We start from the raw sequence: 23,742 nt of genomic DNA on the forward strand, positions 1-23,742 counted from the left end.
GGCCGACTCCTTTCGAACGCAGGGCGTGGGCGAGGCGGTTGGCCCGTTCGTCGAGTTCGGCGTAGGTCAGTGATGTGGTCGCGTCGGCCACGGCGATCGCGTCCGGGTGCTGGAGGACCTGTTGGGCGATGAGGTCGGGCACCGTCAGCTCCGGCACCGGCGCCGCCGAGTCGTTCCAGAGGCGCAGGAGGCGCTGTTCGTGGACCGTGGTGAGCGCGACGGCGGAGAGCGGGGTGTCCGGGGAGTCCGTCACGCTCTGGAGGAGCCGTACGAAGTGGTCGGCCATCCGTTCCACGGTGGTGTGCTCGAAGAGGGCCCCGGCGTACTCGAAGGCGCCTGTGAGGGAGCCGTCGCCGTGGCGCCAGACGAACAGGGTGAGATCGGTCTTGGCGACCCGCCAGGCTCCCTGGAAGGCGTCCATCAGCACGCCGTCGGCGGCCACTGCGGTGGCGCCCTCGTCCTGGAGGTCGAAGGCCACCTGGTAGAGCGGGGTGCGGGACAGGTCGCGGACCGGCTGGAGCTCGTCCACCAGCCGCTCGAAGGGGAGTTCCTGGTGGGCGAAGCCCGACAGCACCGTCTCCCGGGTCCGTTCGAGGAGCTGGGCGAAGGTCGGGTCGCCGGTCAGGTCGCAGCGCAGCACCAGTGTGTTGAGGAAGAATCCCACGGTGTCCCGGATCTCGGGGCGCAGCCGCCCGGTCACGGGGCTGCCGACGCCGAAGTCGTCCTGGCCGCTGTAGCGGGAGAGCAGCGCGGCGAACGCGGCGAGGAGCGTGGCGTACGGGGTCGCGCCGTGGCGCCGGCCGACCCCGCTGAGGGCGTCCGCGAGCCCGGCCGGGACGGAGAACCGCACCCCCCGGCCCCGCCCGTCGCGGTGGGCCGGGCGGGGGTGGTCCGTGCGCAGCCGGAGTTCGGGCATGCCGCGCAGCGCCGTCCGCCAGTGGTCGAGTTCGCGGTCGAGGACGGCGTCGTCGGAGCGGACCGCCTGCCAGGCCGCGTAGTCGGCGTACTGGACGGCGGGGTCCGGGAGCAGGGGCGCGCGGTCCTCGCGGGCGGCGGCGCAGAGTTCGCGGATCTCCCGTTCCAGGACGACCGTGGACCAGCCGTCACTGGCGATGTGGTGGGCGGTGATCAGCAGGACGGGGCCGCCGACCGGGACGCGGACCAGCAGGGCCCGCCACAGCGGCCCCTCGGCCAGGTCGAAGCCGCGGGCGAACTGCTCGCCGAAGAGGCGCTCCAGATCGGTCTCGTCGCCGTCCGCCACGCGCAGTTCGACGGGACGGGCGGGCACGACGAGCTGGCGGGGCTCCTCGTCCCGCATCACGTAGCGGGTGCGCAGGGACTCGTGCCGCTCCTCCAGGGTGTCCAGGACGGCGCGCACGGTGCCCTCGGTGGTGCCCGGGGGCAGGCGCAGGAACAGCGGGGCAACCCACTCGGGGCTGCCCGGGTGCATCCGGTCGAGGAACCAGAGGCGGTGCTGGCCGAAGGAGAGCGGCAGCGGCGTGCCCCGGTCCACGGGCACCACCTCGGGCACGGCGGGCCGGGACGCCTCGACGAGGCGGGCCTGCGCCTCCACGGTGGACGCGCCGAACAGGCCGCGGAGCTGGACGTCGTCGCCGGAGGCCCGGGCGAGGGCGACGGCGAGACGGGTCAGGACCAGGGAGGAGCCGCCGAGGGCGAAGAAGTCGTCGTGCGCGCCGACGCCCTCCACCTGGAGGAGCTGCTCCCACACGTCGGCGACGAGCCGCTCCGCCGGGGTCCGGGGCGCCACGTGGGCGGGGGCCCCGGCGGGGGCGGAGGTGCCGTCGGCGGCCGGGTCGGGCAGCGCGGACCGGTCGACCTTGCCGTTGGCGGTGAGCGGGAAGGCGTCCAGGGCGACGAACCGGGCGGGGATCATCGGCTCGGGCAGGCGGTGGCGCAGGAAGCCGCGCAGTTCGTCCCGGGGGACGCGGCGCGCCGTGACCAGATGGGCCACCAGCCGGGTGCCCGAGGGCGCGGCGTACGCGCCGACGACCGCGCCCCGCACGTCGGGGTGGGCGTTGAGGGCGGCCTCCACCTCGGCCGGTTCCACGCGCACCCCGTTCACCTTGACCTGGTGGTCGACCCGGCCCAGGTAGGCGAGGCTGCCGTCGGAGCGCCAGCGGGCCAGGTCGCCGGTGCGGTACATGCGGCCGCCGTCGCCGCTGTGCGGGTCGGGCAGGAAGCGTTCCGCGGTCTGCGCCGGGCGGCCCGCGTAGCCCCGGGCGAGCGCGGTGCCGGCCGCGTGGATCTCGCCGACGACGCCGATCGGCACCGGCTCCAGCTCCTCGTCCAGCACGTACACCCGGACCCCGTCAAGGGGCCGCCCGATGGGCACCGCCTCGGTGTGCTCCCGGGGGTCGAACTCCTGGGCCGTGACGTCGACGGAGCACTCGGTCGGCCCGTACGTGTTCCACACCGCGGCGCCGGCCGGCTCGGACAGGCGCCGGCACAGCTCGGCGTCGAGGGCCTCCCCGGCGGAGAAGACCAGCCGCAGGTCGCCGCAGTCCGCCCAGCCGGGCTCCTGGACCAGCAGCCGCAGCACCGACGGCACGCCCTGCAGGACGGTGACGCGGCGGTCGGCGAGGGTGCGGGCGAGGAGCGCGGGGTCGGACTCGGCGCCCCGGGGCGCCATCACGACGGTGCCGCCCGCGACGAGCGGCGCGAACAGCTCCAGGGCGGCGGCGTCGAAGGTGAGGACGGTCTTGTGCACCATCCGGTCGGCCGGGCCGAGCCCCTGGTGTTCCACCGTCCAGACGACCCGGCCCGCGATCCCGGCGTGTTCCACCAGCACCCCCTTGGGGCGGCCGGTGGAGCCGGAGGTGTAGGTGAGGTAGGCGGCGCCGGCCGGGTCGGCGTCGGGCGGGCCGAGGGGTGTGCCGGGCAGGTCGTCGAGGCCGGTGGCCGGGTCGTCCAGCAGCACCGCCTCGGCGCCGGCCGGCTCCTCGGGCACCCACTCGCGGGAGGCCAGGACGAGGCGGGCGCCGCTGTCCCGGATGGTCCACGCGGTGCGTCCGGCGGGGTGGGCGGCGTCCAGCGGCACATAGGCGCCGCCCGCCCGCCACACCCCGAGGAGCGCGGCCGGCAGGTCGCGCCCGCGGGGCAGGCCGACCGCGACCCGTGTCTCCCGGGTGACGCCCCGGTCCCGGAGCAGCCGCGCGACACGGTTCGCGCGGCGGTCCAACTGCCCGTACGTCATGGTCCCCCGGGCGTCGTCGACCGCTACGGCGTCCGGGGTGCGGGCGGCCTGACGGGCAATCAGTTCGTGGAGCGGGACAGGCATCTCTTCTCCAGAGGTGGTGATCGGGTGCGGGTCCGCGGCGCGCGACGGCGCCCCGGGCCCTACGGGGTGGTGCGGCCGGGCAGGAAGCCGTCGACCGCCGTGCCGACGCCGCGGGCGCGCGCCTCGTCGCGGACGAAGCGGGCCAGCGCCAGGTCCAGCACGCCCAGGCCGAACGGGGAGAACACCACCGGCCGTCCGTCCTGGGGCACGGGCTCGGCGGTGCCCCGCAGCAGCGCGCCCAGGGAGGCGTGGAGGAAGCCGCGCCCCCCGGTGTGCTCCTCGGCGAGGTGCGCCGAGGTGTTCTCGCGGCACACGTGATCCGCGTCGTCGACGACGTTGTGGGCGCCCAGCAGCGCGGGCACCGTCAGGTCGCGCAGGGACAGGTGCAGCACCACGGTGCCCGGGGGGCAGGCGTCGAGCCCGGTGTGCGGGGTGGCGGCGGTGGTCGCGAAGGAGACCAGGTCGTGCGCGGCCAGGGCCTCGTCGAGGCTGCCGCAGTGCCGCACCCGGGCGCCCGGCAGCAGCCTCGCGTGGTCGGCGGTGAACCGGGAGGCCCGTCCGGGGTCGGTGTCGTACACGGCGAGGGAGTCGAGGTGGGGGTGGAGGACCGAGAGGAAGCGCAGTACCTCGCGGTTGACGACCCCGGTGCCGACGAGGGTGAGGCCGGTGGGCCGGCGGCCGTCCAGGAGCGTCCGGGAGGCGAGCGCGGCGGAGGCCGCGGTGCGCCGGGCCGAGATCAGGGAGCCCTCGATCAGGGCCTCGGGGTGCCCGGTCGCCAGTGAGTTCAGCAGGATCGCCGCGCTGGCCCGCTCGTGCCCGGCGGCGACGTTGCCGGGGAAGGACGAGATCCACTTCATCCCGGCGACCCCGTCCCCGCTCCCGGTGTCACCGGCGTCACCGGTGTCCCCGGCGGGCGCGCCGAGGTAGCCGGGCAGGCCGATGATGCGGTCCCGGGGACGGCCGGGGAAGCGCAGGAAGACCGAGTGCGGCAGGACCGTGCGGCCCTCCTCGTGCCGCTCGTAGGCCGCCGCGACGAGGTCCACGACCTCCTTCTCGCGTCCGGCCAGGAGTCCGGCCACCTGTCCGTGTGTGAGGATCAGCATGTGCCCACCGCCGGTGTGAGTTCGGGGTCCTGCCACAGATGGGAGACGTCTCCGAAGTGGGCGCGCACCCAGGCGTCGGAGTAGATCGTGTCGAGGTACCGGTCGCCCCGGTCGGGGAAGACCAGCACCGCGGTGCTGCCGGGAGGGATGCGGTCCGCGAACCTGCCGAGGGCCGCGGTGACCGCGCCCGAGGAGCCGCCCGCGAGGATGGCCTCGCGGGCGGTCAGGACGCGGCAGGCCACCACGGACTCCAGGTCCGAGACGAGCACCACCTCGTCGGCGAGGGACGGGTCGAAGAGGGCGGGCCGCACGGCGGCGCCGTGTCCGGGCAGCAGCCGGGGCGCGGACACCCCGCCGAACAGGACGCTGCCCAGCGCGTCCACCCCCACCAGGGTGGTGGACAGGCCGCGGGCGCGGATGTGGCGGGCGCAGCCGGTGAGCGTGCCACCGGTCCCGGTGGAGCAGAAGAGGTAGTCGACACGGCCGTCCAGGGCGTCCGCGATCTCCTCCATGGTCCGCTCGTGGGCGAGCGGGTTGAGCGGGTTGGCGTACTGGTTGGGCCAGTAGGCGCCGGGGACGGTGGCGAGGAGTTCGCGCACCCTCCGCAGCCGGGACGGCAGATAGGCCCGGGTCTCCGGATCGACCTCGGTGACCATGTCGACGGTGACCCCGTAGGCGCGCAGGACGGCCAGGTTCTGCTCGGTGGTCTTCGGGTCGACGACGCAGACGAGGCCGATGCCGAAGTAGCGGCAGATCTGCGCCATGCCGATGGCGAGGTTGCCGGAGCTGGACTCCACCACCGTGGACCGGCCCGGCACCAGGTCGCCGGAGCGGATCCGGCCCAGCAGCATGGAGAGCGCGGAGCGGTCCTTGACGCTGCCGCCGGGGTTGTGGGACTCCAGCTTGGCCAGGACGCGGATGCCCGAGCGCGGCAGCAGTCCGGTGAGTTCGACCAGGGGCGTGCCGCCGATCCCGTCGAGGATGCCGTGGAGCACGGGTCCGCTCATGAGACGGCGCCGGGCCGGTGGCCGCCCCCGCGCGAAGCGGCCGGGGGAACCGGGGCGACGCCCAGGGCGAGCAGGGCCCGCTGGTCGTCGCCGCCGGTCAGCGGGATGCGGCCGACGGGGCGGTCGGCGTCGTCGGCGGCGGCGCCGAGGAATCCGACGTACTGGTCGAACAGCCGCTCCGCGGTGGACGGTTCGAACAGCGCGGTGTCGTAGCGCAGGGCGAGGGTCAGGCCGTCGGCGTCACGGGTGATCTCCAGGGAGACGTCGCACTGGCCCTCCAGGTGCGGGATCTCCAGATAGGTGACGCTGTGCCCGGCCACCTCCAGGGGCACCCCGGCGGCGGCGACCTCCAGCCCGCCGTCGAAGCGGTCGGTGGCGACCATCGTCATGGAGATCCGGTACAGCGGCTCCCCGCCCCCGGCGGCCCGCGCCACCAGCGGGTACGGGTAGGTGGCGCGCGCGGTGGCCTGCCGGACGCGGTCGGCGGCGCGGTCGATGACCTCGCCCAGGGTGCTGGTGCGGCCGACCTCCGCGCGGACCAGGACCGGGTTGACGTAGTAGCCGATGACCTCGCGGGCCGCGGTGCGGCGCACGGACGCGGGGCAGGCGACGAGGAAGTCCCGCAGCCCGGTCCACCGGTTGACCAGGGCCTGGAGCGTGCCGAGGGCCAGGGCGAACGGGGACACCCCCCGGTCGGCCGCGGCGCGCAGGACGCGTCGGGCCAGGTCGTCCGGCAGCCGCCGCACCAGGCTCGCGCCCCGGTAGGCCGGGACGGGCGGGCGGGGCCGGTCGGTGGGGAACTCGGCGGCCCGCGAACCGGCGCACTGCTCCCGCCAGAAGGCGGCCTGCCGCTCGCCGCGCGAGGACTCCAGCAGGGTGCGCTCGGCCGCCACGAAGTGCCCGAAGTCGGTGGCCGGGGGTTCCGGCGCGGGGTCCGCGCCCCCGGCGGCGGCCGCGTAGGCGCCGAGCAGGTCGCGCCAGAGCAGCCACTGGGAGAGGGCGTCGGTGGCGATGTGGTGGGTGACGACGAGGACCACGGCGTCCGGGCCGCGGTCGACCAGGACCGCCCGGAAGGGCCCCTCCCGGCCGAGGTCGAACGGCGCGGCGACCTCCGCGGACACCAGCCGCCGCAGCTCCGCGTCATCGGCTCCGGGAGCCTCGACCACCCTGAGCCGGCCGGTCCGGCCGGGGGGCAGCACCCGGCGGCGCGGTCCGGCCCCGGTGTCCGTGTACACCGAGCGGAGCATGGGATGCCGTCCGGTGACCGCGCCGACCGCGCGCGCCAGGACCTCCCGGTCCGGCGCCGGCTCCATGCGCACGCCCCCGGCGAGGTGGTAGGTGGAGCTGTCGGGCGCCAGCTTGTGCAGCAGCCACAGGCCCTCCTGGCCGACCGAGAGGGGGAGTCCGCCGCCCCCGGGATCGCTGTGTCCCATGGGTCAGACTCCCGCCTCGTGCGCCAGCAGGAAGTCCGCGACGTCGCGGACCCGGAGCAGGTCACCGACCCTCTCGTCGGGGACGGAGAGGCCGTAGCCCTTCTCCACGGCCGCCAGCAGGTCGATCCGGGTCAGGGAGTCCATGCCCAGCTCCTCGAAGCCGGAGTCGGCGGTGACCTCGCCCTCCAGGTCCGGGGCGGTGCGCAGGGTCAGGTCGATGATCTCGGCGATCAGTTCGTCTCTGGTCATGTCGGGTCCTCTTCCTCAGGTGCGGCGCGGCGGACGCGCGGTACGCGGCGCGCGGAGCGGGTGCGCGGGATGCGCGGGGTGGGATGCGGGCGGCCGGGCCGGACGCGGAGGCCGGGGCCGGCGCCCGCGGGGCCGTTGCGCGCGGGCCCCGGGCGCGGGCCCCGGCCGGGCCGGTCAGGGCATGTCGACGACCTGGCCGGCGTAGGTCAGCCCGGCGCCGAAGCCGAGCAGCAGGACCTTCTCGCCGGGGGTGGCCCGGCCGCTCTCCTTGAGCCGGTTCAGCGCCAGCGGCACCGAGGCGGCGGAGGTGTTGCCGGTGTCCACGACGTCGTTGACGACGCGGTCCTGCGGCAGGCCGAGGTTGGCCGTCAGGGTGTGGATGATCCGCTTGTTGGCCTGGTGCGGAACGAACCAGGCGACGTCCTCCAGGGTGATCCCGGCGGCGGCGCAGGCCCGGTGCGCCACGTCCGGCATGGTGGCCGTCGACCACTTGTAGACCAGCGGGCCGTTCATGGTGACGTACTCGCGGCCGTCGGCCTTCTCGGTGATGCCGAGGACCTCGTGCCGGGCGCCGTCGCTGCCCCACACCGCCGGGCCGATCCCGGCCGTGTCGGAGCGGGAAACCACCGCGGCGCCCGCGCCGTCGCCGAAGATGACGAAGGTGTCCGGGTCGTTCGGGTCGATCCACTCGCTGGTCCGCTCCGCGCCGATGACCAGCACGTGTTCGGCCTCGCCGAGCCGGACCGCGTTGGAGGCCATGGCCAGCGAGTAGGTGAACCCGGCGCAGACCGCGTTCAGGTCGTAGGCGCCGGAGTTGGGCAGTCCGATGCGGCCGGCGACCTCGGGGGCCACCCCGGGCATCCGGACCCGGCGGGTGGCGCTGGCGACGATGGTGAGCCCGACGTCGGCCGGGTCGATGTCGGCCGTCACCACGGCCTTCTCCCCGGCGGCGGCGGCCATCGCCGCGATGGTCTCCTCCTCGTCCGCGTGGTGGCGGGTCCTGATGCCGGTCCGGCTCTCGATCCACTCCGGGGAGACCGAGGTCCGCGCGGACAGTTCGGCGTTGCCGACCAGCCGGTGCGGCCGGTACACGGCGAGACCGGAGATGCGTGATCCGTGGGTGGTGAGCATTCTTCGTCCCAACTTCTCGTGGAGGGGGCCGGGTTCAGTCGGCGGAGGGCTCCGCCATCGCCACCGCGATCCGGCGGGGCCCGGTGAAGGGCTCGCGGGCGTGGGCGGCCAGCATGTTGTCGACGACCAGTACGTCGTCGCGCTGCCAGTCGAAGCGCACGGACGCCTCCCGGTAGCAGGCGCGCAGATGGTCCAGCACGTCGTCCGGGATGGTGCCGCCGTCGCCGTAGAAGGTGTGGGTGGGCAGGTCCTCGTCGGGGAAGATCGCGCGCAGCCCGGCGCCGACCTCCGGGGGCAGGGTGCTGGTGTGGAAGAAGGTGGCGTGGTTGAACCACACCCGCTCCCCGGTCACCGGGTGCCGGTGCACCGCCCCGCGCACGGCGGTGGTGCGCAGCCCCCCGTCCGGCCGCCACTCGGCCCGCATCCGGCGGCGGGCGCAGTACGCGGCCACCTCCTCCCGGTCCGCGGTGCCGAAGGCCTCCTGCCACGGCACGCCGAAGCCGCTGTGGAAGTTGCGCACCACCTGCCAGCCGCGCGCCTCGAACCCGGCGCGCACCTCCGGGTCGACGGAGGCGAGGACGCGGCGGATGTCGGCGAGCGGGGTCGCCCCCCGGGTGGCGGGCGGCTCCACGCAGTAGAAGTAGAGCGTGCGGGGCCAGACGGCCTGGTAGGAGTTCTCGTTGTGGAGGAAGATCTCCTCGCCCGGCGGGTAGTCCGTCGAGGTGTAGACCCGGCCCTTGATGGTGGACCGGGGGGAGGAGCGTTCGGCGTAGGCCAGCGGGGGAGTCCCGGAGAACGCCCGCACGATCCGGTCGAAGCCGTCCACGCCGCCGATGTCGAAGCCGCGCAGCAGCAGGGCCCCGCGCCGGGTGAGCAGGTCGCGCAGTTCCGCGCGGTGTCCGGCGAGGTGGGCGTGGACGTCGGTGCCGGGGGCGTCGGCCCGGCACACTCCCGGCACCGTTCCGTTCCCGGCCCATCCGGCGGGGATCTCTTCCGAGGTGATGGTCATGGCAGCTCGCTTGGTCGTCGCGGTCGGTCGTCGCGGTCTCGGGCGCGGGGCGGGCGGTCAGCCGGACATCGCCACCAGCACCCGCCGGTCCCCGGTGTAGGGCCGCCGGCCGTGCGCCAGCAGCACGTTGTCGATCAGCAGCAGGTCGCCGGCGTGCCAGTCGACGTCGACCGCCGCCGCCAGGCCGCGGTCCCGGACCTGGCGCACATGGGCGTCGGGGATGGGGGTGCCGTCGGCGAAGGTCACCGACTGGGGCAGTTCGTCCTCCGGGAGGATCTGCGCCAACTCCCGAGCGGTCTCGTCGCCGAGGCCCGCCGGATGCCACTGGTCGGCCTGGTTGAACCAGACCTCGGCCCCGGTGACCGGGTGCACAGTGGTGGCGGGGCGCAGGGACTCCACGCGGAGTCCGCCGTCGCGCCGCCACTCCCACTCGGCGCCGGCCAGCAGCAGGAACGCCTCGACCCTGCCGCGGTCGGCCGTCTCGAAGGTGTCCTGCCAGCTCTTGCCGAGGCCGTAGCCGTCGTGCAGGTTCTGCACGTAGCGCACCCCGTCGGCGAAGGCGGACCGCACCTCCGGGTCCAGCGATTCGAGCCAGAGCCGCGCGTCGAGCACCGGGGTGGCGCCGCCGCCGCCCGGGGCGGTCTCGCAGTAGAACGCCAGCCTGCTCGGCCAGGCGTGGGAGTAGCTCATCTCGTTGTGCATCGAGATCGTGTACTCCTCCGGGTACTCCGTGGAGGTGTAGACGTTGCCGCCGACCTTGGTGCGCGGCGAGTTGCCGTGCACATAGGCCAGCCGGTTCGGCAGCAGCCGGTCCAGCACCGGGTCCAGGGTCCCGGGGGTGATGCCGAAGCCGCGGAACACCAGGGCCTTCTCGCGGACCAGTGCCTCGCCCAGCCCTCCGTCCAGGGCGTCCACCCGCCGCAGCAGCTCCCCGGGGCCGCCGTCGCCGGTGCTCTCGATCTCCGTCGGTGCCCAGGCCGTGGTGCTCGCCATGCCACCGCTCCTCTCCCTCTCGTGGTGCGTACGGGTCGTGGTGATACGGGTTTCGGTGCCGCGGGCCGCCGCGGCGTGGTCGTGCCGTGACGCGCCTCGTCGCGCGGGGCCCGGTTACGACGGGCCCCGCCGTGACGGGCCCCGCCGTGACGGGCCCCGCCGTGACGGGCCCCGCCGTGACGCGGTGCGGCGGCAGCCGGGGCGCGGTGGAACGGGTGCGGGGCGCGCGGTGAGCGGTGCGGTGCGACACCGGTCGCCCCTCGGCACCGGCCGTTCTCGCGCGGCCCCCGCCTCGCAGGGGTCGCCGCCTCGCACGGACCGCTCGCGCGCGGCCGCCGCCTCGCACCGGTCGGCCCTCGCACGGGCCGCTCCTCAGACCGGCCGGGCCGCCGCCGGGCTCGCCAGCCGTCCGGCGATGTCCGCGGTCAGCTCCGCCTCCCGGGACGCCAGGTAGAAGTGGTCGCCGGGGAAGGAGCGCACGGTCAGGCCGCCCCCGGTCAGCTCCCCCCACGCCTCGGCCCCCGGCCGGGTGACCCCCGGATCGCGGTCGCCCAGGTACGCCGTGAACGGTGCCCGCAGCACAGGCGGCCGCTCGGGCCGGTACGTCTCGATCAGCCGGTAGTCCGCCCGCAGCGCCGGGAGCAGCAGCTCCCGCAGCTCCGGTACGGCGTAGGCGTCGCCGCCCAGGGTGCCGAGCCGGGTCACCCCGGCCACCAGCACGTCGTCCGCCGCGCGGTGCAGCGCCGTGGGCGCGGTGCGGTGCGGCGCCGAGCGGCCGGAGAGCATCAGCCGGACGGGGCCCTCGCCGCCGGAGCCCGGCTCCTCCAGCCGCGCGGCGACCTCGTAGGCGACGGCGGCGCCCATGCTGTGCCCGAACAGGGCCAGCGGCAGGCCGCGTTCGGGTGCGAGGGCCCGGACCACCCGGTCCGCCATCTCGTCCATGGAACCGACGCACGGCTCGTCCATCCGCTCCACGCGCCCCGGGTAGCGGACGGCGAGCACCTCGACGTCGGCGGGCAGCCGGGCCGCCCAGCCGTGGAACAGCCGGGCGTTGCCGCCCGCGTGCGGGAAGCAGACCAGCCGCAGCCGCGGGTGCTCGGCGCGCGCGTAGCGCCGGAACCACGCCCCGGAGCCGCTCACAGCGCCATACCGCCGTCGATCCGCACCACCTGGCCGGTGATGTAGGCGGCCTGCGGCGACACCAGGTAGGAGACGAGGGCGGCGACCTCGTCGGGGGTGCCGAAGCGGGCCAGCGGTATCCGGGTCTTGGCGTCCTTCGCGACCGACTCGGGCACCCCGGCGACCATCTCGGTGTCGATGAAGCCGGGGGCGACCGCGTTGGCCCGCACGCCGTACCGGCCGAACTCCTTGGCCAGCGCCTGGGTCAGGCCGATGATCCCGGCCTTGGAGGCCGAGTAGTTGGTCTGTCCCGCGTTGCCGACCACACCGGCCACCGAGGACAGCGTCACCACGGTGCCCGTGCGGCGCCGGATCATCGACCGCACCACGGACCGCAGCAGGTTGTAGGTGCCGTCGAGGTTGGTGCGCAGCACGGCGTCCCACTCGTCGTCCTGCATCAGGGCCAGCGGCCGGTCCCGGGTGATGCCGGCCGAGGTCACCACCGCCGACACCGGGCCGAGACCCGACTCGACGTCGGCGACGAAGGCCCGCACCCCCACCCGGTCCGCCACGTCCACCCGGCGGGTCAGCACCCGGCGGCCCGCGGCCCTGATCTCCTTGGCGACCTGCTCCGCCGCGCCCTCGTCGGAGCGGTAGCAGATGGCGACGTCGAACCCGTCGTTCGCCAGGCGGGTGGCCACCGCGCGGCCGATGCCGCGGGACCCTCCGGTCACCAGGGCCACCGGTGTCGCTTCGTCGGGCATGTCTCCCCCATCCGTTCGGATGGGTCGAGCGTGTGTTCGTCGGCTATATCCGGCCTGTACGGCATCCTGCCCCGTCACACATCGGCCCCGCCGGGGCGCGGGCGGCGCCGCCGAGGGGGCTGGGGCGCGGGTGTCCGGGGCGCCGGGGAGGGGCGGGGGCGCCCTGGTGCCGGGGAGCCCGGGCCCGGGCTCCGGAGAGGGGGTGGGTGACGGCGCCCTCGGTGGTGTGGCGGGGGTCGCACCCGGGGCCCCTTCGTCCCCCATGGTGACCTCTACTATCATCTGTCGATTCGCCGTCGGACGTCGTTCCCCGCAGGCCGGGGCCCGCCGACCGGCGCGTACGGGCCCGCCGCGCACCGGCGGGACCGGGCCACGGGCAGTCGAGGAGAGGAACGTTCATGCGCGCTCGGAACATCGGAGCCGCCGCCGCGACCGCGCTGGCGGTGGTGGCCGCCCGCGACCTCGTCCAGAAGAAGCACGCGCTGCTCAGAAACTTCCCCGTGCTCGGACACGCCCGGTACCTGCTGGAGCGGGTCGGTCCGGAGCTGCGGCAGTACGTCGTGACCTCCAACGAGGAGGAGCGCCCGTTCAGCCGCGACCAGCGCACCTGGATCTACGCCTCCGCCAAGCAGGAGAACAACTACTTCGGCTTCGGCACCGACGTGGACGTCGAGCACATCCAGGGCCACACCTACCTGAAGCAGCGCACCTTCGCCGGACCCCTGCCCGACCTCGGCGACCCCCAGGCCCCGCTGCCCTCGGCCAAGGTGCTGGGCGGCCCCCGGGGGCGGGCCCGGGCCTTCCGCCCGGCGAGCGTCGTGAACATCTCGGCGATGAGCTTCGGCTCGCTGTCCGGCGCGGCCGTCACGGCGCTCAACAAGGGCGCCGCGCTGGCCGGGGCGATGCAGAACACCGGTGAGGGCGGTCTCTCCCCGTACCACCGCAACGGCGGCGACCTCATCCTCCAGATCGGGACCTCGTACTTCGGCTGCCGCAACGAGGACGGCACCTTCAACCTCGACAAGCTCAAGGCCGTGGTGGCCGGGGCGCCGGTCCGGGCCATCGAGATCAAGCTCTCCCAGGGCGCCAAGCCGGGGCTCGGCGGCATGCTGCCGGGCGCCAAGGTGACCCCCGAGATCGCCGAGATCCGGGGCATCCCGGTGGGCCGGGACTGCGCCTCGCCCTCCCGGCACAGCGCCTTCCACGACGTCGACTCGATGCTCGACTTCGTGGAGCTGCTCGCCGCGGAGACCGGGCTGCCGGTCGGCATCAAGAGCGCCGTGGGCGACATGGGCTTCTGGGAGGAGCTGGCCACGCTGATGGCCCGGGGCGACCGCGGGGTCGACTTCGTCACCGTCGACGGCGGCGAGGGCGGCACCGGCGCGGCCCCGCTGATCTTCACCGACTCCATGTCGCTGCCGTTCCGGATGGGCTTCTCCCGGGTCTACGGCACCTTCGCCGAGCGCGGCCTCACCGACGAGCTGACCTTCATCGGCTCCGGCAAGCTGGGCCTGCCCGAGAACGCCGCCGTGGCCTTCGCGCTGGGCGTCGACATGATCAACGTCGCCCGCGAGTCCATGCTCTCCATCGGCTGCATCCAGGCGCAGAAGTGCCACACCGACAAGTGCCCCACCGGCATCGCCACCCAGAACCCGTGGCTGGTGCGCGGCGTCGACGCGCCCTCCAAGGCCACCCGGGCCGCCGTCTACCTGCGCACCCTGCGCAAGGAGCTGCTGAAGGTCTCGGGGGCCATCGGTGTCGCCCACCCGGCGCTCATCACCACCTCCGACGTCGAGATCATGAACGGCGACTACGAGGCCCGCACCCTGGCCGGCGTCTACGGCTACAAGGACGGCTGGGGCGAACTGGGCCCGCGGCTCGCCCAGGAGATCACCGAACTGGTCACCACGCGGCCGGACCCGTCCGGCGAGCCCGCCGGCTGACCCGCGCGGCGCCCGACGAGGTGCCGGGGCCGTCGTCGCACGTCGGTCCGAGGCCACGGACGGCACCGAGACCTTGTCCGCCGCCCTCGCCCGGTCCTGGTGGCCCCGTGCCTACCGGCAGCTCCTTGGGCAGGAGTGGAACGGGAACGAGGGCCGCTGCGTCGTAGTGCCGAAGCGCCAAGGCGACCTGGGCACTACCAGGGAAACGGAGCGTGGGGATGGAAGCGAAGCTGCGGGCGCGGGCGTGGTCAGGCGCGGTGGCGGCAGTCGTGGTCGTCGGAGGGACCGGCTGCACGGCGGGGGCGGACAGTGAGGGAGGGCTCGGGACGGCTGGTGTCTCCCAGGAGAAGTGTGCGTACGTTGTCAGGTACGAGGGGCGTTCCTACCTCGATGTGAGGGGACGGCCCACGGTTGCCCCGGAATTCACCGTCGGCAGGAGTATCGGTACTGGTCTGCTGCCCGGGTGCGGTGCACCGGGCGAGGCCAATGGTATTGAGGTGCCGGAGCGGGTGACCGTCTACGAGGTCGAAGGAGTCGATCCCGCCGTTGCCGTGGCGGCGGGGAAGACTCCGGGCAGGGCCGTGCTCGTGGCGGTCGATGGCACGGATCCCGAGTCGCTGGGCTCGACTTCCTGAACCGTCCCGTCGAGCGCTTCGCGCGCCGCCCAGATCCATCGGAATGACTTCTTCCGGGGTGGTACCGGGTACCTGATGGTCCTGTCTTCCGGAAGTGCCTCATCTCCGACCCCTTTCTTCTCCCTCAGGTCATCCGGCCGAAACGAAGTTGGTGTGGGGCGGCGGGTGCCGGGCGGCGGCCACCGGTGGCACCTGGCGTGCCTCACCCCCGGGCGAGGTCGGCGGTGATCAGGTCGTGGTCGGAGTACGGGGTCGGGTGGACCCGGTGCCCGCGCGCCGTGACGCCGCGCAGGAAGACGTAGTCGAACTTGCTGGACCAGTCGGTGGTGGGGGCGCAGGCGCCCGTCGCCGGAGGACGGCAGCCGGGGTCCGCGTCCGCCGACGCGGCCCACATCGGGGCGAGTTCGGCGGCGTCCGGCACGGCGTTGAAGTCGCCCAGGACGACGGCGCGCCGGTGCCCGGCCACCGCCGCCGCGAGGACCCGGACCTGGCCCTCCCGGACCGCCGCCTGGCTCCGCTGGGCGAGGTGGGTGGTGAAGACCCGCAGCGGACGGCCGCCGACCCGGGTGGTCACCGCCAGGTAGCCGCGGTCCTCGGAGCCGCCGTCGGGGTACTCCACCAGGACCCGGTCGGTGATCGGCGCCGCCGAGAGGATCGCCTGGCCGAAGCCGCCCGGCCGCCAGGGCATCCCGCCGCAGCGCCCCCGGTGCCGCAGCACCGGCCCGTACGCGACGTGGTACTCCAGCCCGTACAGGTTCCGCAGGTGGTCCCGCATCCGCTCGACGTCCCGCACGCACGCCTCCTGGAGGCCGACGACCTGGGGCGCGTGGGTCGCGATCTCCCTGGCCCGGTCGATGTCGCCCTGCTTGCAGGGGTTGCAGATGTTCCAGCTCATGACGCGGTCGGGGACGATCCGCCCGGCCGCGCCCGGGGGCAGGGAGGGGACGAGGCGGGGCGTGTCGTCCGGCACGCTGGGACCGACGAGCGTCATCCCGAGCACGGCCACGGCGACCGCCAGCACCCCCGCGCCCCTCGCGCGCACCACCGTCATCGACTCCTCCTCCGGACCGGCCGTCCCGGCGGGCGCCCGCCGGCTCCCGCCCGGACGAGGTTAGGGCCTCTCGTTTGGATCGTGCCGGGCTCGCGGGATCCGGCCCGATCCAAACGAAAGACCCCAGTGACCTGAGTCAGAGATGTTCGGGTGGTTCTCGCGAGCTGCCCGGCGTGCCGGAGGCCGGATATCAGCAGGCCGGGCCGGAACCCTGTCGGCCGCACGGCATCCGGCTGATGGCCGCGATCTGCCGACGAATCTCTGACTCAGGTCACTAGGCCGTGTATCGAAAACGCTGTTCGGTGCTCATCGGTAGCTGCGGGTTGCGCTGGATGCACCGCCGGGTGGTACGCGCCGCCTCTCCAGTCGCAGAGTTGAACACGTTCAACTTATCTGACAAGGTATCTTCTACGGTCCACTCCCTGATTCGGTTGGCCGCTGCGGGCGCTGAGGGCGGGAGGTTCGGGTGGCGGGCGGAAGCAGGCAGCGTGCTTGGGGAGCGGCTCTCTGTGGCTTGATGCTGGTTTTGGCTGTCCTAGCTGGGTGCGCCAACCCCTATCAGTACTACGGGGGAACTGGGATCCACGACACTACGGGGGGCGAAGTCGCTGGGGGTTGGGAAAACGTCGAGGAGACGCGCGTGGAGCTTCGCGAAGACGGGACGGCTCTTCTCGAAAAGCTCGACGGGCAGGACTTCGACTTCGATGACGGCTGGCGCCTCTCCGGTACGGGAACCTGGCAACTGACAGACGACGACGGCGGACAGGTCCTCCGACTCGCGCTGACAGCCCGGACCCGAGTGGAGAGCCGTTCCCCCGCGACGGCCACTGACACCTCGACTCCTACACCCCCATCGACATACGCGTGGTCCTTCTACGTAGACCGCGATAAGCACGACGAGGTGCGGCTGTTCTTCTTCTACGGCGATCCCGACGCCGGGAACAGGTACGTGATGACGCGCGAGACAGGGTCATAGCCATTCGTTGATCGCTGCGACCAGCACAGTCGCCTCGTAGCGGACCGCGAGCTTCTCGTAGCGCGTGGCGACAGCGCGGTGCCTCTTGAGACGGTTGATCCCGCACTCGACCGCATGGCGCTCGCGGTAGTCGACCGGGTCGAAACGCGGCGGCCGGCCACCGCGGGAGCCGCGCTTCCGGCGGTTAAGTGCCTGGTCGGCCTTGTCCGGGATGGTGCAGCGGATCCCGCGTCGGCGCAGGTAGGCGCGGATCTTCCGGGAGGCGTACGCCTTGTCGGCACGCACCCGGTTGGGGCGGACGCGCGGTCGGCCCGGACCGATGCGGGGCACGCGGACCTTCTCCAGCACGGATTCAAACTGCGGCGAGTCCCCACGCTGCCCCGCCGTCACCACATCGACAGGGGCTTCTGGCCCTGCTCAACTGCCAGGTGAAGCTTGGTGGTGAACCCACCGCGCGACCGCCCCAGCCCGTGATCACCGGGCTCGGTAAACACACCACCCGGCGGTTCCTTCTGCAGGTCGCCCCGCCTTCGGGCACCGGCCGCATGCTGATGAGCGCGACACACCGTGGAGTCGACGCTCAAGTCCCGCGTGATAGCACCTTTCGCGTCGGCCAGGGACTGAAGCCGGGTGAAAATCCGGTGCCAGGTGCCGTCCCGCTGCCATCGGCGGAACAGGTCGTAGATCCGGCCCCACGGCCCGTACTCGGCGGGCACATCCCGCCACGGAACACCGGTCCGGACTCGGAACCGTATGCCGTCGATCAACCGCCGCCGCGGCCAGACCGGCGGTCGCCCCACTCCCGTGCCCTTCGGCAACAACGGCTCCAGCACCGCCCACTGCTCGTCCGTGAGATCGCCCCGCCCCATGAACCGTGATCATTCACAGCCCAAGATCGACTTTCGATACACGGCCTAGGCGACGGGGCGTGCGCCGGACACGGGGCGGCGGGACCGAGCCAGGATCGGGGCCGCGCGGGGTGCCGGGGCCGGCCGTCCCCCATACTGGGGCGGACGGCATCGTGTCCGGCGGGAGAGGCAGGCGTTCGGTGGTGGTGGACCCCGGTGAAGCGGCGCCCGGCGCGTCCGTGTCCGGCGGTCCCGCGGCCTTCGCCCCGGCGTCCGGTGGTCCCGCTCCGGGAGACCCCGTGCCCGGTGCTCCCACGGCGGCCCGTTCGGCGCCGGGCTGTTCGGCGTCCGGGCGTTCCGTACCCGGCGGCGCCGCGCTCGACGACCCGGTGCGGACGTCGCTGCGCGGGAACCACGCGGCACTGGCCCGGTGGGACGGGCGGGCCGGGACGTACGCGTCCGGTGCCGCGACCTTCTGCACGGTGCCCGCGGTGCCGGACCCGGCGGACTGGGCCGCTCTGGCACGGCTGCTCGGACCGGGCGGGCTCGCCGACATGTTCAGTTGCCCCGCGGCGCCCCCGGCGGACTGGGAGCCGGTCTTCACCCTTGAGGGACGCCAACTGGTGCGCCCCGACGGCGACATCGGCCGGGCCGCCGCGGGCGGCTCCGAGGGGAGCGCCGGATGCCCGCCCGTCCCGGACGCCGCGGGTGGCCCGGCCGGCCCGGAGGGTCCCCGGGTCGTCGAACTGGGCGCCGCCGACGTGCCGGAGATGCTCGGCCTCGTGGCCCTGACCGCGCCGGGACCGTTCGGGCCGGAGACCCACCGGCTCGGCACCTATCTGGGGGTCCGGGACGGCGGACGGCTGGTGGCCATGGCGGGGGAGCGGCTGCGCCCGCCGGGCTGGACCGAGATCAGCGCCGTCTGCACCGCCCCCGGGGCCCGGGGGCGTGGGTACGCCGGCCTGCTGGTCGGCACCCTCGCCGCGCGGATCACCGCGCGGGGGGAGCGTCCCTTCCTGCACGTGGCCGAGGAGAACGCCGCCGCGATCGCCCTGTACGAGCGGCTCGGCTTCGCCCTCCGCGCCCGGGTGGTGTTCCGGGGCTTCCGCGTTCCGTGACACCGGGCGGACGCCTCGCGGGAGTTGGCCCCCGCCGGGGCCGGAGTGGGGACACGGCCCCGGCGGGGAGGACGAACGGGCCTGTGCGGACGCGGGATTGACCAGACGTCAGTTCCCTTTTCCGCGGCCCTGTTTCACACCGAGGACATCGTGCCGACCCGGCGGGGCTCCGGCTCGCGCCGGGGGTGGACGAGGTTGCCCAGCGCCCAGCGGCCCGGGCCGAGGAAGACGAGGAGGAGGAGCGACCAGCAGAACATGGCCGCCGCCTCACCGCCGTTCTCGATCGGGAAGACACCCTCGGACTGGTGCTCCACGAAGTAGGCGTACGCCATCGAACCGGAGCAGACCAGGGCCGCCGTCCGGGTGCCGAGGCCCAGCAGGACCAGTGCGCCGCCCACCAGCTGGATGGCGGCGGCCCACCAGCCGGGCCAGGCCCCGACCTCGGGCTTCGCGCCGTGCGGGCCGCCCATCACCCCGAAGAGGGTGGCCAGGCCGTGACAGGTGAACAGCAGGCCGACGACGATCCGGTAGAGGCCGAGCACATGGTTCCTGCTCTTGTCCAGCGCTTCCATGATGGTGCTCCTCTCTGGCGCGGCGTCCTGGGGAACGTCGCGCTGCGGTGGGGGTGTGCGGTGGAGCTGTGCGGAGTGGGTGGAAGGGGGTGGGGGGTCGCGGGGTGGGGTGGGTGTCCGCGCGCGGGGAAGGGCGACACGGACGGGCCGGACGGCTCGGCATGAGCAACTCTGCTCGGGCGGCTCGTCGTTGAGCGGCTGTTCCGTCCCGTGCTCTGGGCGCCGGTGTTCCCGGTGTGCCGGGCGTGCCGTCGCTTGTGTGGGGGTGGGGGGGGATCGCACGGGACATGGGACGGGCCGCCCGGGGAAGCAGCTCCGTATTGGAAGCTTTAACCACCCGCGCTGGTCATGTCTAGACCAATAGCTGAAGAAGTTGCGATGGACGGGGGATGCGTGAAGTTGGTCGCTCCGCGCGGCAGTTCGGTACGCGCCAGCTCTTGACCGGGCCCCATTGGCCGCTATGGTCTAGACCTAGCGCACCTCAGGTCTAGACCAAGTCTCGGCAAGAGCATCGAAGGAAGTGCATGTCATGAACACGAAAAGACGAGCGGCCCTCGCCGTCGGGGCCCTGGTCGCTCCACTGCTCGCCGTCAGCCTCCCGGCCGGCTCCGCCAGTGCCCACGGCTGGGTGACCTCGCCCAACAGCCGTCAGGACCAGTGTGCCGCGGGCGTCGTCCAGTGCGGCCAGATCAAGTACGAGCCGCAGAGCGTCGAGGGTCCGAAGGGCCTCAAGAGCTGCAGCGGCGGCAACGCCCAGTTCGCGGAGCTGGACGACGACAACAAGGGCTGGCGTGTCACCCCCGTCAGCTCCACCTACACCTTCACGTGGCACCACACCGCGCGCCACGCGACCGCCAACTGGCAGTACTTCATCGGCAACACGAAGATCGGTGAGTTCAAGGGCAACAACGCCCAGCCCGCTCCCGACGTGAGCCACCAGGTGAACTTCGGCAGCTTCACCGGCAAGCAGAAGGTGCTGGCCGTCTGGAACGTGTCCGACACCGGCAACGCCTTCTACTCCTGCATCGACGTGAACATCGGCGGCACCGGTGGCGGCGGCGACAACGGCGGTGGCGGCAACAACGGCGGCGGTGGCGACAACGGCACCTGCACCGCCACGGCCTGGGCCTCCACCAGGGTCTACACCGGTGGCGACACCGTCTCCCACAAGGGCCGCAACTGGCGCGCCAAGTGGTGGGTCCAGGGCGACGAGCCCGGCACCACCGGCGACTGGGGCGTCTGGGAAGACCTCGGGGCCTGCCCCGCCTGATCGTGTGTGAACGGGTCCGGCGTGCGCTCGGCGGAGCGCACGGCGGACCGGTGAACGGGGGCCGTCACGGCCCCCGTTCCGCACGCGCGACCCCCACCCGGCCCGGGTGCCCGCCCGGCGCCCGGCCTCCGGTGCCCTCACCGGTGCCCCTCCCGTTCCGAACGCCGGGTCACCAGGTCCTGCGCCCGCCGGGAGAGCGCCGTGCCCGCCGCGGTGAGGAACACGAAGCTGTAGACGATCTGGAGGATGGCCACCACCCTGGCCGTCTGGCTCGCGGGCGTGATGTCCCCGTAGCCCACCGTCGCGAGCGTCACGACGGTGAAGTACAGCGCGTCGACACGGGTGCGCAGCCCGACGAACGCGCCGGGCTCCTTCGCGAGGGCGTAGTACGCCCCGGCGAAGACGTGCACCGACAGCACCACCAGCAGCGCGATGGCCAGCCCCGGCCGGGCGCCGGGCCGGTCGGTGAGGACGCGGCGGATCTCCCGCAGCAGCAGCGCCGCCACCGAGACCAGCAGCAGTGTGAACAGGGACCAGCTCAGGGCGGGCCGCTCCGGACCCAGGCGGTCGAGCGGGAGCAGGAAGTACGCGACCCCCATGCCCGCCGCCGCGGCCCCCCGCACCAGCCAGAACCGCACGGTGCGCCGCGCGGCCCCCGGGAAGCGCGCGTGCCCGTGCCCGCCCCGCCCCCCGCCGGTGCCATCGGCCCCCGGTGCACCCCGGCCTCCGCCGCCTCCGCCTCCGTCTCTCCCCCCTCCGTTTCTCCCGCCTCCGCCGCCGGTGTTCCCGGGACCCGACGCAGCACCGTCTCCGTGCCCCGGCCGTCCGCCGTTTCCGGCGGGCACGCTCCCGGGAGTTCCCCGCCCTCCGCTCTCCGGCGTCCCGCCGTCATCCGTGTTCCCGTGCTCCGGCGACCCGCCGCCCCCGGTCGGGTGGTGTCGGGGCGTCCCGTTCACGGTCCCTCCGCCGTCTCCGGCGGGCCGGCCCCCGGGTGCTCCGCGACCGCCGTCTCCCGCGCCCCCGGACCCGCCACTTCCAAATGCCGAGCCTCCGGATCTCGCACCGCCGGAGGTCCCGTCGCCCAACGCCCCGTCGGCGTGCGTCCCGTCCCCGTGCGTCCCGGGTCCGGTTCCGCCGTCGGACGGGTCGCGGTGCCCGCTCATCCCGCGGCCCCCGTGGCGTCCGCCGTGCCAGGCGAACCGGGAGCCCCCTCGGCCCGGTGCCTCCGGCCGAGCCGGGGCATCACCTGGGCGACGACGAAGGCCACCACCGAGGCGATGACGATCAGCGGCATCTGCTCGTACGCGTCCCCGCCGATCAGCAGCACCGCGAGCACCGCGCCGGCCAGCGGCAGCCCCGTCACGGCGGCGGCCGCCGAGGCGATGCCCAGCCCGAGGGCCGGAGTGGCGCCGAAGCCGGGCAGTCCGGAACAGGCCATCGCCGTCGCCGTGCCCAGCAGGACGGCGGGGAAGATCGGGCCGCCGCGCAGACCGCCCAGGGCGATGCCCCAGGCCAGCCCCTTGCAGGCGACCAGCGCGACGAGGGCGCCGACGGACCAGGCGTGCGGCTGCGCGGCGATCTGCGCGAGGGCCACCTGGCCGGAAAGCGCCGCCTCCGCCGGATCGCGGCCGGTGATCAGGGCGTACGCGGTGACGCAGCCGCCGACCGCCACGGCGCAGAGCAGGGTGCGCACGGCGGTGCGGTGCCGGGTGTAGGAGATGGTGCGGCGGCCCAGCGCGCGGGCGAGCGTGACCAGGACCGCGATCAGTACGGCGGTGGGTACGCCCCAGAGGAAGTCGCCCGCGTCGGGGTTGGCGTTCGGCGGCACCTCGTGCAGGGCCAGCGCGCCGATCTTCAGCCCGGTCCACTGGCCGAAGCCGGTGAACACCAGCGCGCCCGTCCCGCTGGCCAGCAGACAGGGCAGCAGCAGTGCGACCAGTTGGGAGCCGCCGAGCCCGGCCCCCTCGACGAGCAGCACCGCCGCCACCAGGGGACCGCCCAGGATGGTGGAGATCGCGGCGGTGGAACCGGCCGTCGCGACGATCGCGCTCGCCCTGGCGTCCGCGTCCGCCGCCACCCGCCGCACCGCCAGCAGCGCGAGCCCGCTGCCGACGGCCATCAGGGGCGCCTCGGGACCCAGCACCACGCCGAGCGGCAGCGTGGCCAGGGCGGCGAGGACCGTGCCCGGCAGCTCCCGGGGGCCGACCGGCGTGCCACCGAGTCCGTTCACCGGCAGATGGCCGCCCGCCCCGGGCATCCGGGTGACGATCGGCGCCAGCACCAGCCCGGCCAGCAGCAGCGACGGCAGCGGCCACCACCACGGCGGGACGCGGTAGCCGACGGCCTCGGGCAGCGAGGTCCAGACCCAGTGCTGGAGTTGGTGCTGGAGCCCGACGAAGAAGAAGCAGGTCAGCGAGATGGGGATGCCCAGCAGCACGGACAGCAGCAACAGCCGCCGGTAGCCGGGGGTGAGCAGGAGGGCCCGCAGCGACGGCGCCCCGTCCCGCCCGCCGCCGGAACCGGCCCCGCCGGACGCGGCGTCACCGCCACCGCCCGTCCCGCCGGAGGCGGTTCCGGTCCCGCCGGAAGCGTTCCGGGTTCCGCCCGTCCCGGCTCCCGTCCCGCCGGAAGCCTCCGGAGTCGTGCCGGTCCCGGTTCCCGCCCCGCCGCCCGCCCGCTCCGGTCCGCGGGAAGTGTCACTCGTCCCGCCGGGGGGCTCGACCCGCCCGCCGGAAGCGCCCCCCGGACCGTCGACGGCGCGGGCGCCGTCCTCCGGCCCGGTGCCCCCCGGTCCCGCACCCGGGTCCCCGGGTGCGCTCATCGGTCCCTCCGCCGAGCGCCCCGTTCCGGCCCGCGCCCCCGCGTCGGGCGTTCCCGCCGTACCGCGCGTGCCCCGGTCCGCCGGCCGGGTCCCTTGGCCGTCCGGCCCCCGTCCCCGGCCCACCGGCGTCGCGTCCCAGGGCGTCGACCGGTCACGGGCCCCTCCTCTGCCGCCGTCCTGGCGCCCGGGCCGGCGGTGGCGGCCCGTTGCGCGTTCGCGTGTGCGGCTCAGTTAACGCGAGGCCGCGGGGGGCCGCACGCGCGCGCGCCGGGCCGGGTTCACCCGTTCGGCCCCGCCGCGTGGCCGGGCGGCCCCGCCGCCCGCAGGCTCGGAACGATCCGTCGGCGGCGCCGCCCGCGCCGCCCGCCCGGATCTCCGTACGGGGGAGACGCAGAAAGGACC

Annotated in this window: 20 protein-coding genes; 5 read left to right on the forward strand and 15 right to left on the reverse strand. The window is 74.4% G+C overall.

What is annotated here, in order from left to right:
* The 10 genes from ACZ7LB_RS23430 to fabG form a co-directional block, all read right to left on the reverse strand.
* Positions 1–3,298: amino acid adenylation domain-containing protein (locus tag ACZ7LB_RS23430; RefSeq protein ID WP_471470843.1), on the reverse strand; the 3,298-nt coding region annotated here is incomplete at its 3' end.
* A gap of 59 nt (positions 3,299–3,357) precedes the next feature.
* The gene (sbnB, locus tag ACZ7LB_RS23435; RefSeq protein ID WP_471470844.1) at positions 3,358–4,401 is read right to left on the reverse strand and encodes a 2,3-diaminopropionate biosynthesis protein SbnB; all 1,044 of its coding nucleotides are present in this window, start codon (positions 4,399–4,401) and stop codon (positions 3,358–3,360) included.
* Positions 4,395–5,408 (reverse strand): 2,3-diaminopropionate biosynthesis protein SbnA, encoded by a 1,014-nt coding sequence (gene sbnA / locus ACZ7LB_RS23440; protein WP_471470845.1) that lies wholly within the window; start codon positions 5,406–5,408, stop codon positions 4,395–4,397. The genes sbnB and sbnA overlap by 7 nt, the downstream gene beginning before the upstream one ends.
* Entirely contained in the window at positions 5,405–6,841 is a 1,437-nt protein-coding gene (locus tag ACZ7LB_RS23445; protein ID WP_471470846.1) for a condensation domain-containing protein, read from the reverse strand. Before ACZ7LB_RS23445 ends, sbnA begins: the two co-directional genes overlap by 4 nt.
* A gap of 3 nt (positions 6,842–6,844) precedes the next feature.
* Positions 6,845–7,090 (reverse strand): acyl carrier protein, encoded by a 246-nt coding sequence (locus tag ACZ7LB_RS23450; RefSeq protein WP_471470847.1) that lies wholly within the window; start codon positions 7,088–7,090, stop codon positions 6,845–6,847.
* A gap of 174 nt (positions 7,091–7,264) precedes the next feature.
* On the reverse strand, positions 7,265–8,221 hold the full coding sequence (locus ACZ7LB_RS23455) for a beta-ketoacyl-ACP synthase 3 (RefSeq protein WP_471470848.1): 957 nt from the start codon (positions 8,219–8,221) through the stop codon (positions 7,265–7,267).
* Between the two features lie 34 nt (positions 8,222–8,255).
* Positions 8,256–9,230, reverse strand: a complete 975-nt coding sequence (locus tag ACZ7LB_RS23460) for a TauD/TfdA family dioxygenase (RefSeq protein WP_471470849.1) — start codon at positions 9,228–9,230, stop codon at positions 8,256–8,258.
* A 57-nt stretch (positions 9,231–9,287) separates the two neighbouring features.
* The gene (locus ACZ7LB_RS23465; protein ID WP_471470850.1) at positions 9,288–10,223 is read right to left on the reverse strand and encodes a TauD/TfdA family dioxygenase; all 936 of its coding nucleotides are present in this window, start codon (positions 10,221–10,223) and stop codon (positions 9,288–9,290) included.
* A 372-nt stretch (positions 10,224–10,595) separates the two neighbouring features.
* Positions 10,596–11,363 carry a thioesterase II family protein gene (locus ACZ7LB_RS23470; protein WP_471470851.1) on the reverse strand — a complete coding sequence of 256 codons (768 nt, stop codon included), beginning with the start codon at positions 11,361–11,363 and terminating at the stop codon, positions 10,596–10,598.
* Positions 11,360–12,106: a 3-oxoacyl-[acyl-carrier-protein] reductase gene (gene fabG / locus ACZ7LB_RS23475; protein WP_471470852.1), complete on the reverse strand. Its 747-nt coding sequence runs from the start codon at positions 12,104–12,106 to the stop codon at positions 11,360–11,362. Before fabG ends, ACZ7LB_RS23470 begins: the two co-directional genes overlap by 4 nt.
* A 398-nt stretch (positions 12,107–12,504) precedes the next feature.
* Between fabG and ACZ7LB_RS23480 the strand changes: the two genes are divergently transcribed.
* Positions 12,505–14,049 carry an FMN-binding glutamate synthase family protein gene (locus ACZ7LB_RS23480; RefSeq protein ID WP_471470853.1) on the forward strand — a complete coding sequence of 515 codons (1,545 nt, stop codon included), beginning with the start codon at positions 12,505–12,507 and terminating at the stop codon, positions 14,047–14,049.
* A 218-nt stretch (positions 14,050–14,267) separates the two neighbouring features.
* Complete coding sequence (locus ACZ7LB_RS23485) at positions 14,268–14,684, forward strand: DUF6281 family protein (RefSeq protein ID WP_471470855.1); 417 nt, start codon at positions 14,268–14,270, stop codon at positions 14,682–14,684.
* 202 nt (positions 14,685–14,886) lie between these two features.
* On the opposite strand, the gene ACZ7LB_RS23490 is transcribed toward ACZ7LB_RS23485, so the two are convergent.
* On the reverse strand, positions 14,887–15,735 hold the full coding sequence (locus ACZ7LB_RS23490) for an endonuclease/exonuclease/phosphatase family protein (RefSeq protein WP_471470857.1): 849 nt from the start codon (positions 15,733–15,735) through the stop codon (positions 14,887–14,889).
* Between the two features lie 640 nt (positions 15,736–16,375).
* Here ACZ7LB_RS23490 and ACZ7LB_RS23495 point away from each other — a divergent pair.
* The gene (locus tag ACZ7LB_RS23495; RefSeq protein WP_367469909.1) at positions 16,376–16,711 is read left to right on the forward strand and encodes a hypothetical protein; all 336 of its coding nucleotides are present in this window, start codon (positions 16,376–16,378) and stop codon (positions 16,709–16,711) included.
* On the opposite strand, the gene ACZ7LB_RS23500 is transcribed toward ACZ7LB_RS23495, so the two are convergent.
* Positions 16,706–17,580, reverse strand: a protein-coding gene (locus ACZ7LB_RS23500; RefSeq protein WP_471470858.1) for an IS5 family transposase whose coding sequence is annotated in 2 segments (ribosomal slippage) — positions 16,706–17,106 and positions 17,106–17,580 — 876 coding nt in all. Because the reading frame shifts where the segments join, the coding sequence is not laid out codon by codon here. The genes ACZ7LB_RS23495 and ACZ7LB_RS23500 overlap by 6 nt on opposite strands.
* Before the next feature lie 368 nt (positions 17,581–17,948).
* Between ACZ7LB_RS23500 and ACZ7LB_RS23505 the strand changes: the two genes are divergently transcribed.
* Entirely contained in the window at positions 17,949–18,677 is a 729-nt protein-coding gene (locus ACZ7LB_RS23505; RefSeq protein ID WP_471471034.1) for a GNAT family N-acetyltransferase, read from the forward strand.
* Between the two features lie 134 nt (positions 18,678–18,811).
* Here ACZ7LB_RS23505 and ACZ7LB_RS23510 read toward each other — a convergent pair whose 3' ends face one another.
* Entirely contained in the window at positions 18,812–19,249 is a 438-nt protein-coding gene (locus tag ACZ7LB_RS23510) for a DoxX family protein (protein WP_471470859.1), read from the reverse strand.
* Positions 19,250–19,778: 529 nt separating this feature from the next.
* Here ACZ7LB_RS23510 and ACZ7LB_RS23515 point away from each other — a divergent pair.
* Entirely contained in the window at positions 19,779–20,519 is a 741-nt protein-coding gene (locus ACZ7LB_RS23515) for a lytic polysaccharide monooxygenase (RefSeq protein WP_471470861.1), read from the forward strand.
* Between the two features lie 137 nt (positions 20,520–20,656).
* Here ACZ7LB_RS23515 and ACZ7LB_RS23520 read toward each other — a convergent pair whose 3' ends face one another.
* On the reverse strand, positions 20,657–21,118 hold the full coding sequence (locus tag ACZ7LB_RS23520; RefSeq protein ID WP_471470863.1) for a potassium channel family protein: 462 nt from the start codon (positions 21,116–21,118) through the stop codon (positions 20,657–20,659).
* 560 nt (positions 21,119–21,678) lie between these two features.
* Positions 21,679–22,968, reverse strand: coding sequence for a chloride channel protein (locus ACZ7LB_RS23525; protein ID WP_471470865.1), 1,290 nt, complete (start codon positions 22,966–22,968; stop codon positions 21,679–21,681).
* Between the last annotated feature and the right edge of the window lie 774 nt (positions 22,969–23,742).

The sequence above is a fragment of the Streptomyces sp. NPDC107521 genome (assembly GCF_055598485.1).

Bases quoted from the DNA above. Each gene is read 5' to 3' on its own strand.
- sbnB (WP_471470844.1), bottom strand. From the start codon at position 4,401: ATGCTGATCCTCACACACGGACAGGTGGCCGGACTCCTGGCCGGACGC.
- sbnA (WP_471470845.1), bottom strand. From the start codon at position 5,408: ATGAGCGGACCCGTGCTCCACGGCATCCTCGACGGGATCGGCGGCACG.
- ACZ7LB_RS23445 (WP_471470846.1), bottom strand. From the start codon at position 6,841: ATGGGACACAGCGATCCCGGGGGCGGCGGACTCCCCCTCTCGGTCGGC.
- ACZ7LB_RS23450 (WP_471470847.1), bottom strand. From the start codon at position 7,090: ATGACCAGAGACGAACTGATCGCCGAGATCATCGACCTGACCCTGCGC.
- ACZ7LB_RS23455 (WP_471470848.1), bottom strand. From the start codon at position 8,221: ATGCTCACCACCCACGGATCACGCATCTCCGGTCTCGCCGTGTACCGG.
- ACZ7LB_RS23460 (WP_471470849.1), bottom strand. From the start codon at position 9,230: ATGACCATCACCTCGGAAGAGATCCCCGCCGGATGGGCCGGGAACGGA.
- ACZ7LB_RS23465 (WP_471470850.1), bottom strand. From the start codon at position 10,223: ATGGCGAGCACCACGGCCTGGGCACCGACGGAGATCGAGAGCACCGGC.
- fabG (WP_471470852.1), bottom strand. From the start codon at position 12,106: ATGCCCGACGAAGCGACACCGGTGGCCCTGGTGACCGGAGGGTCCCGC.
- ACZ7LB_RS23480 (WP_471470853.1), top strand. From the start codon at position 12,505: ATGCGCGCTCGGAACATCGGAGCCGCCGCCGCGACCGCGCTGGCGGTG.
- ACZ7LB_RS23485 (WP_471470855.1), top strand. From the start codon at position 14,268: ATGGAAGCGAAGCTGCGGGCGCGGGCGTGGTCAGGCGCGGTGGCGGCA.
- ACZ7LB_RS23490 (WP_471470857.1), bottom strand. From the start codon at position 15,735: ATGACGGTGGTGCGCGCGAGGGGCGCGGGGGTGCTGGCGGTCGCCGTG.
- ACZ7LB_RS23510 (WP_471470859.1), bottom strand. From the start codon at position 19,249: ATGGAAGCGCTGGACAAGAGCAGGAACCATGTGCTCGGCCTCTACCGG.
- ACZ7LB_RS23515 (WP_471470861.1), top strand. From the start codon at position 19,779: ATGAACACGAAAAGACGAGCGGCCCTCGCCGTCGGGGCCCTGGTCGCT.
- ACZ7LB_RS23520 (WP_471470863.1), bottom strand. From the start codon at position 21,118: ATGGGGGTCGCGTACTTCCTGCTCCCGCTCGACCGCCTGGGTCCGGAG.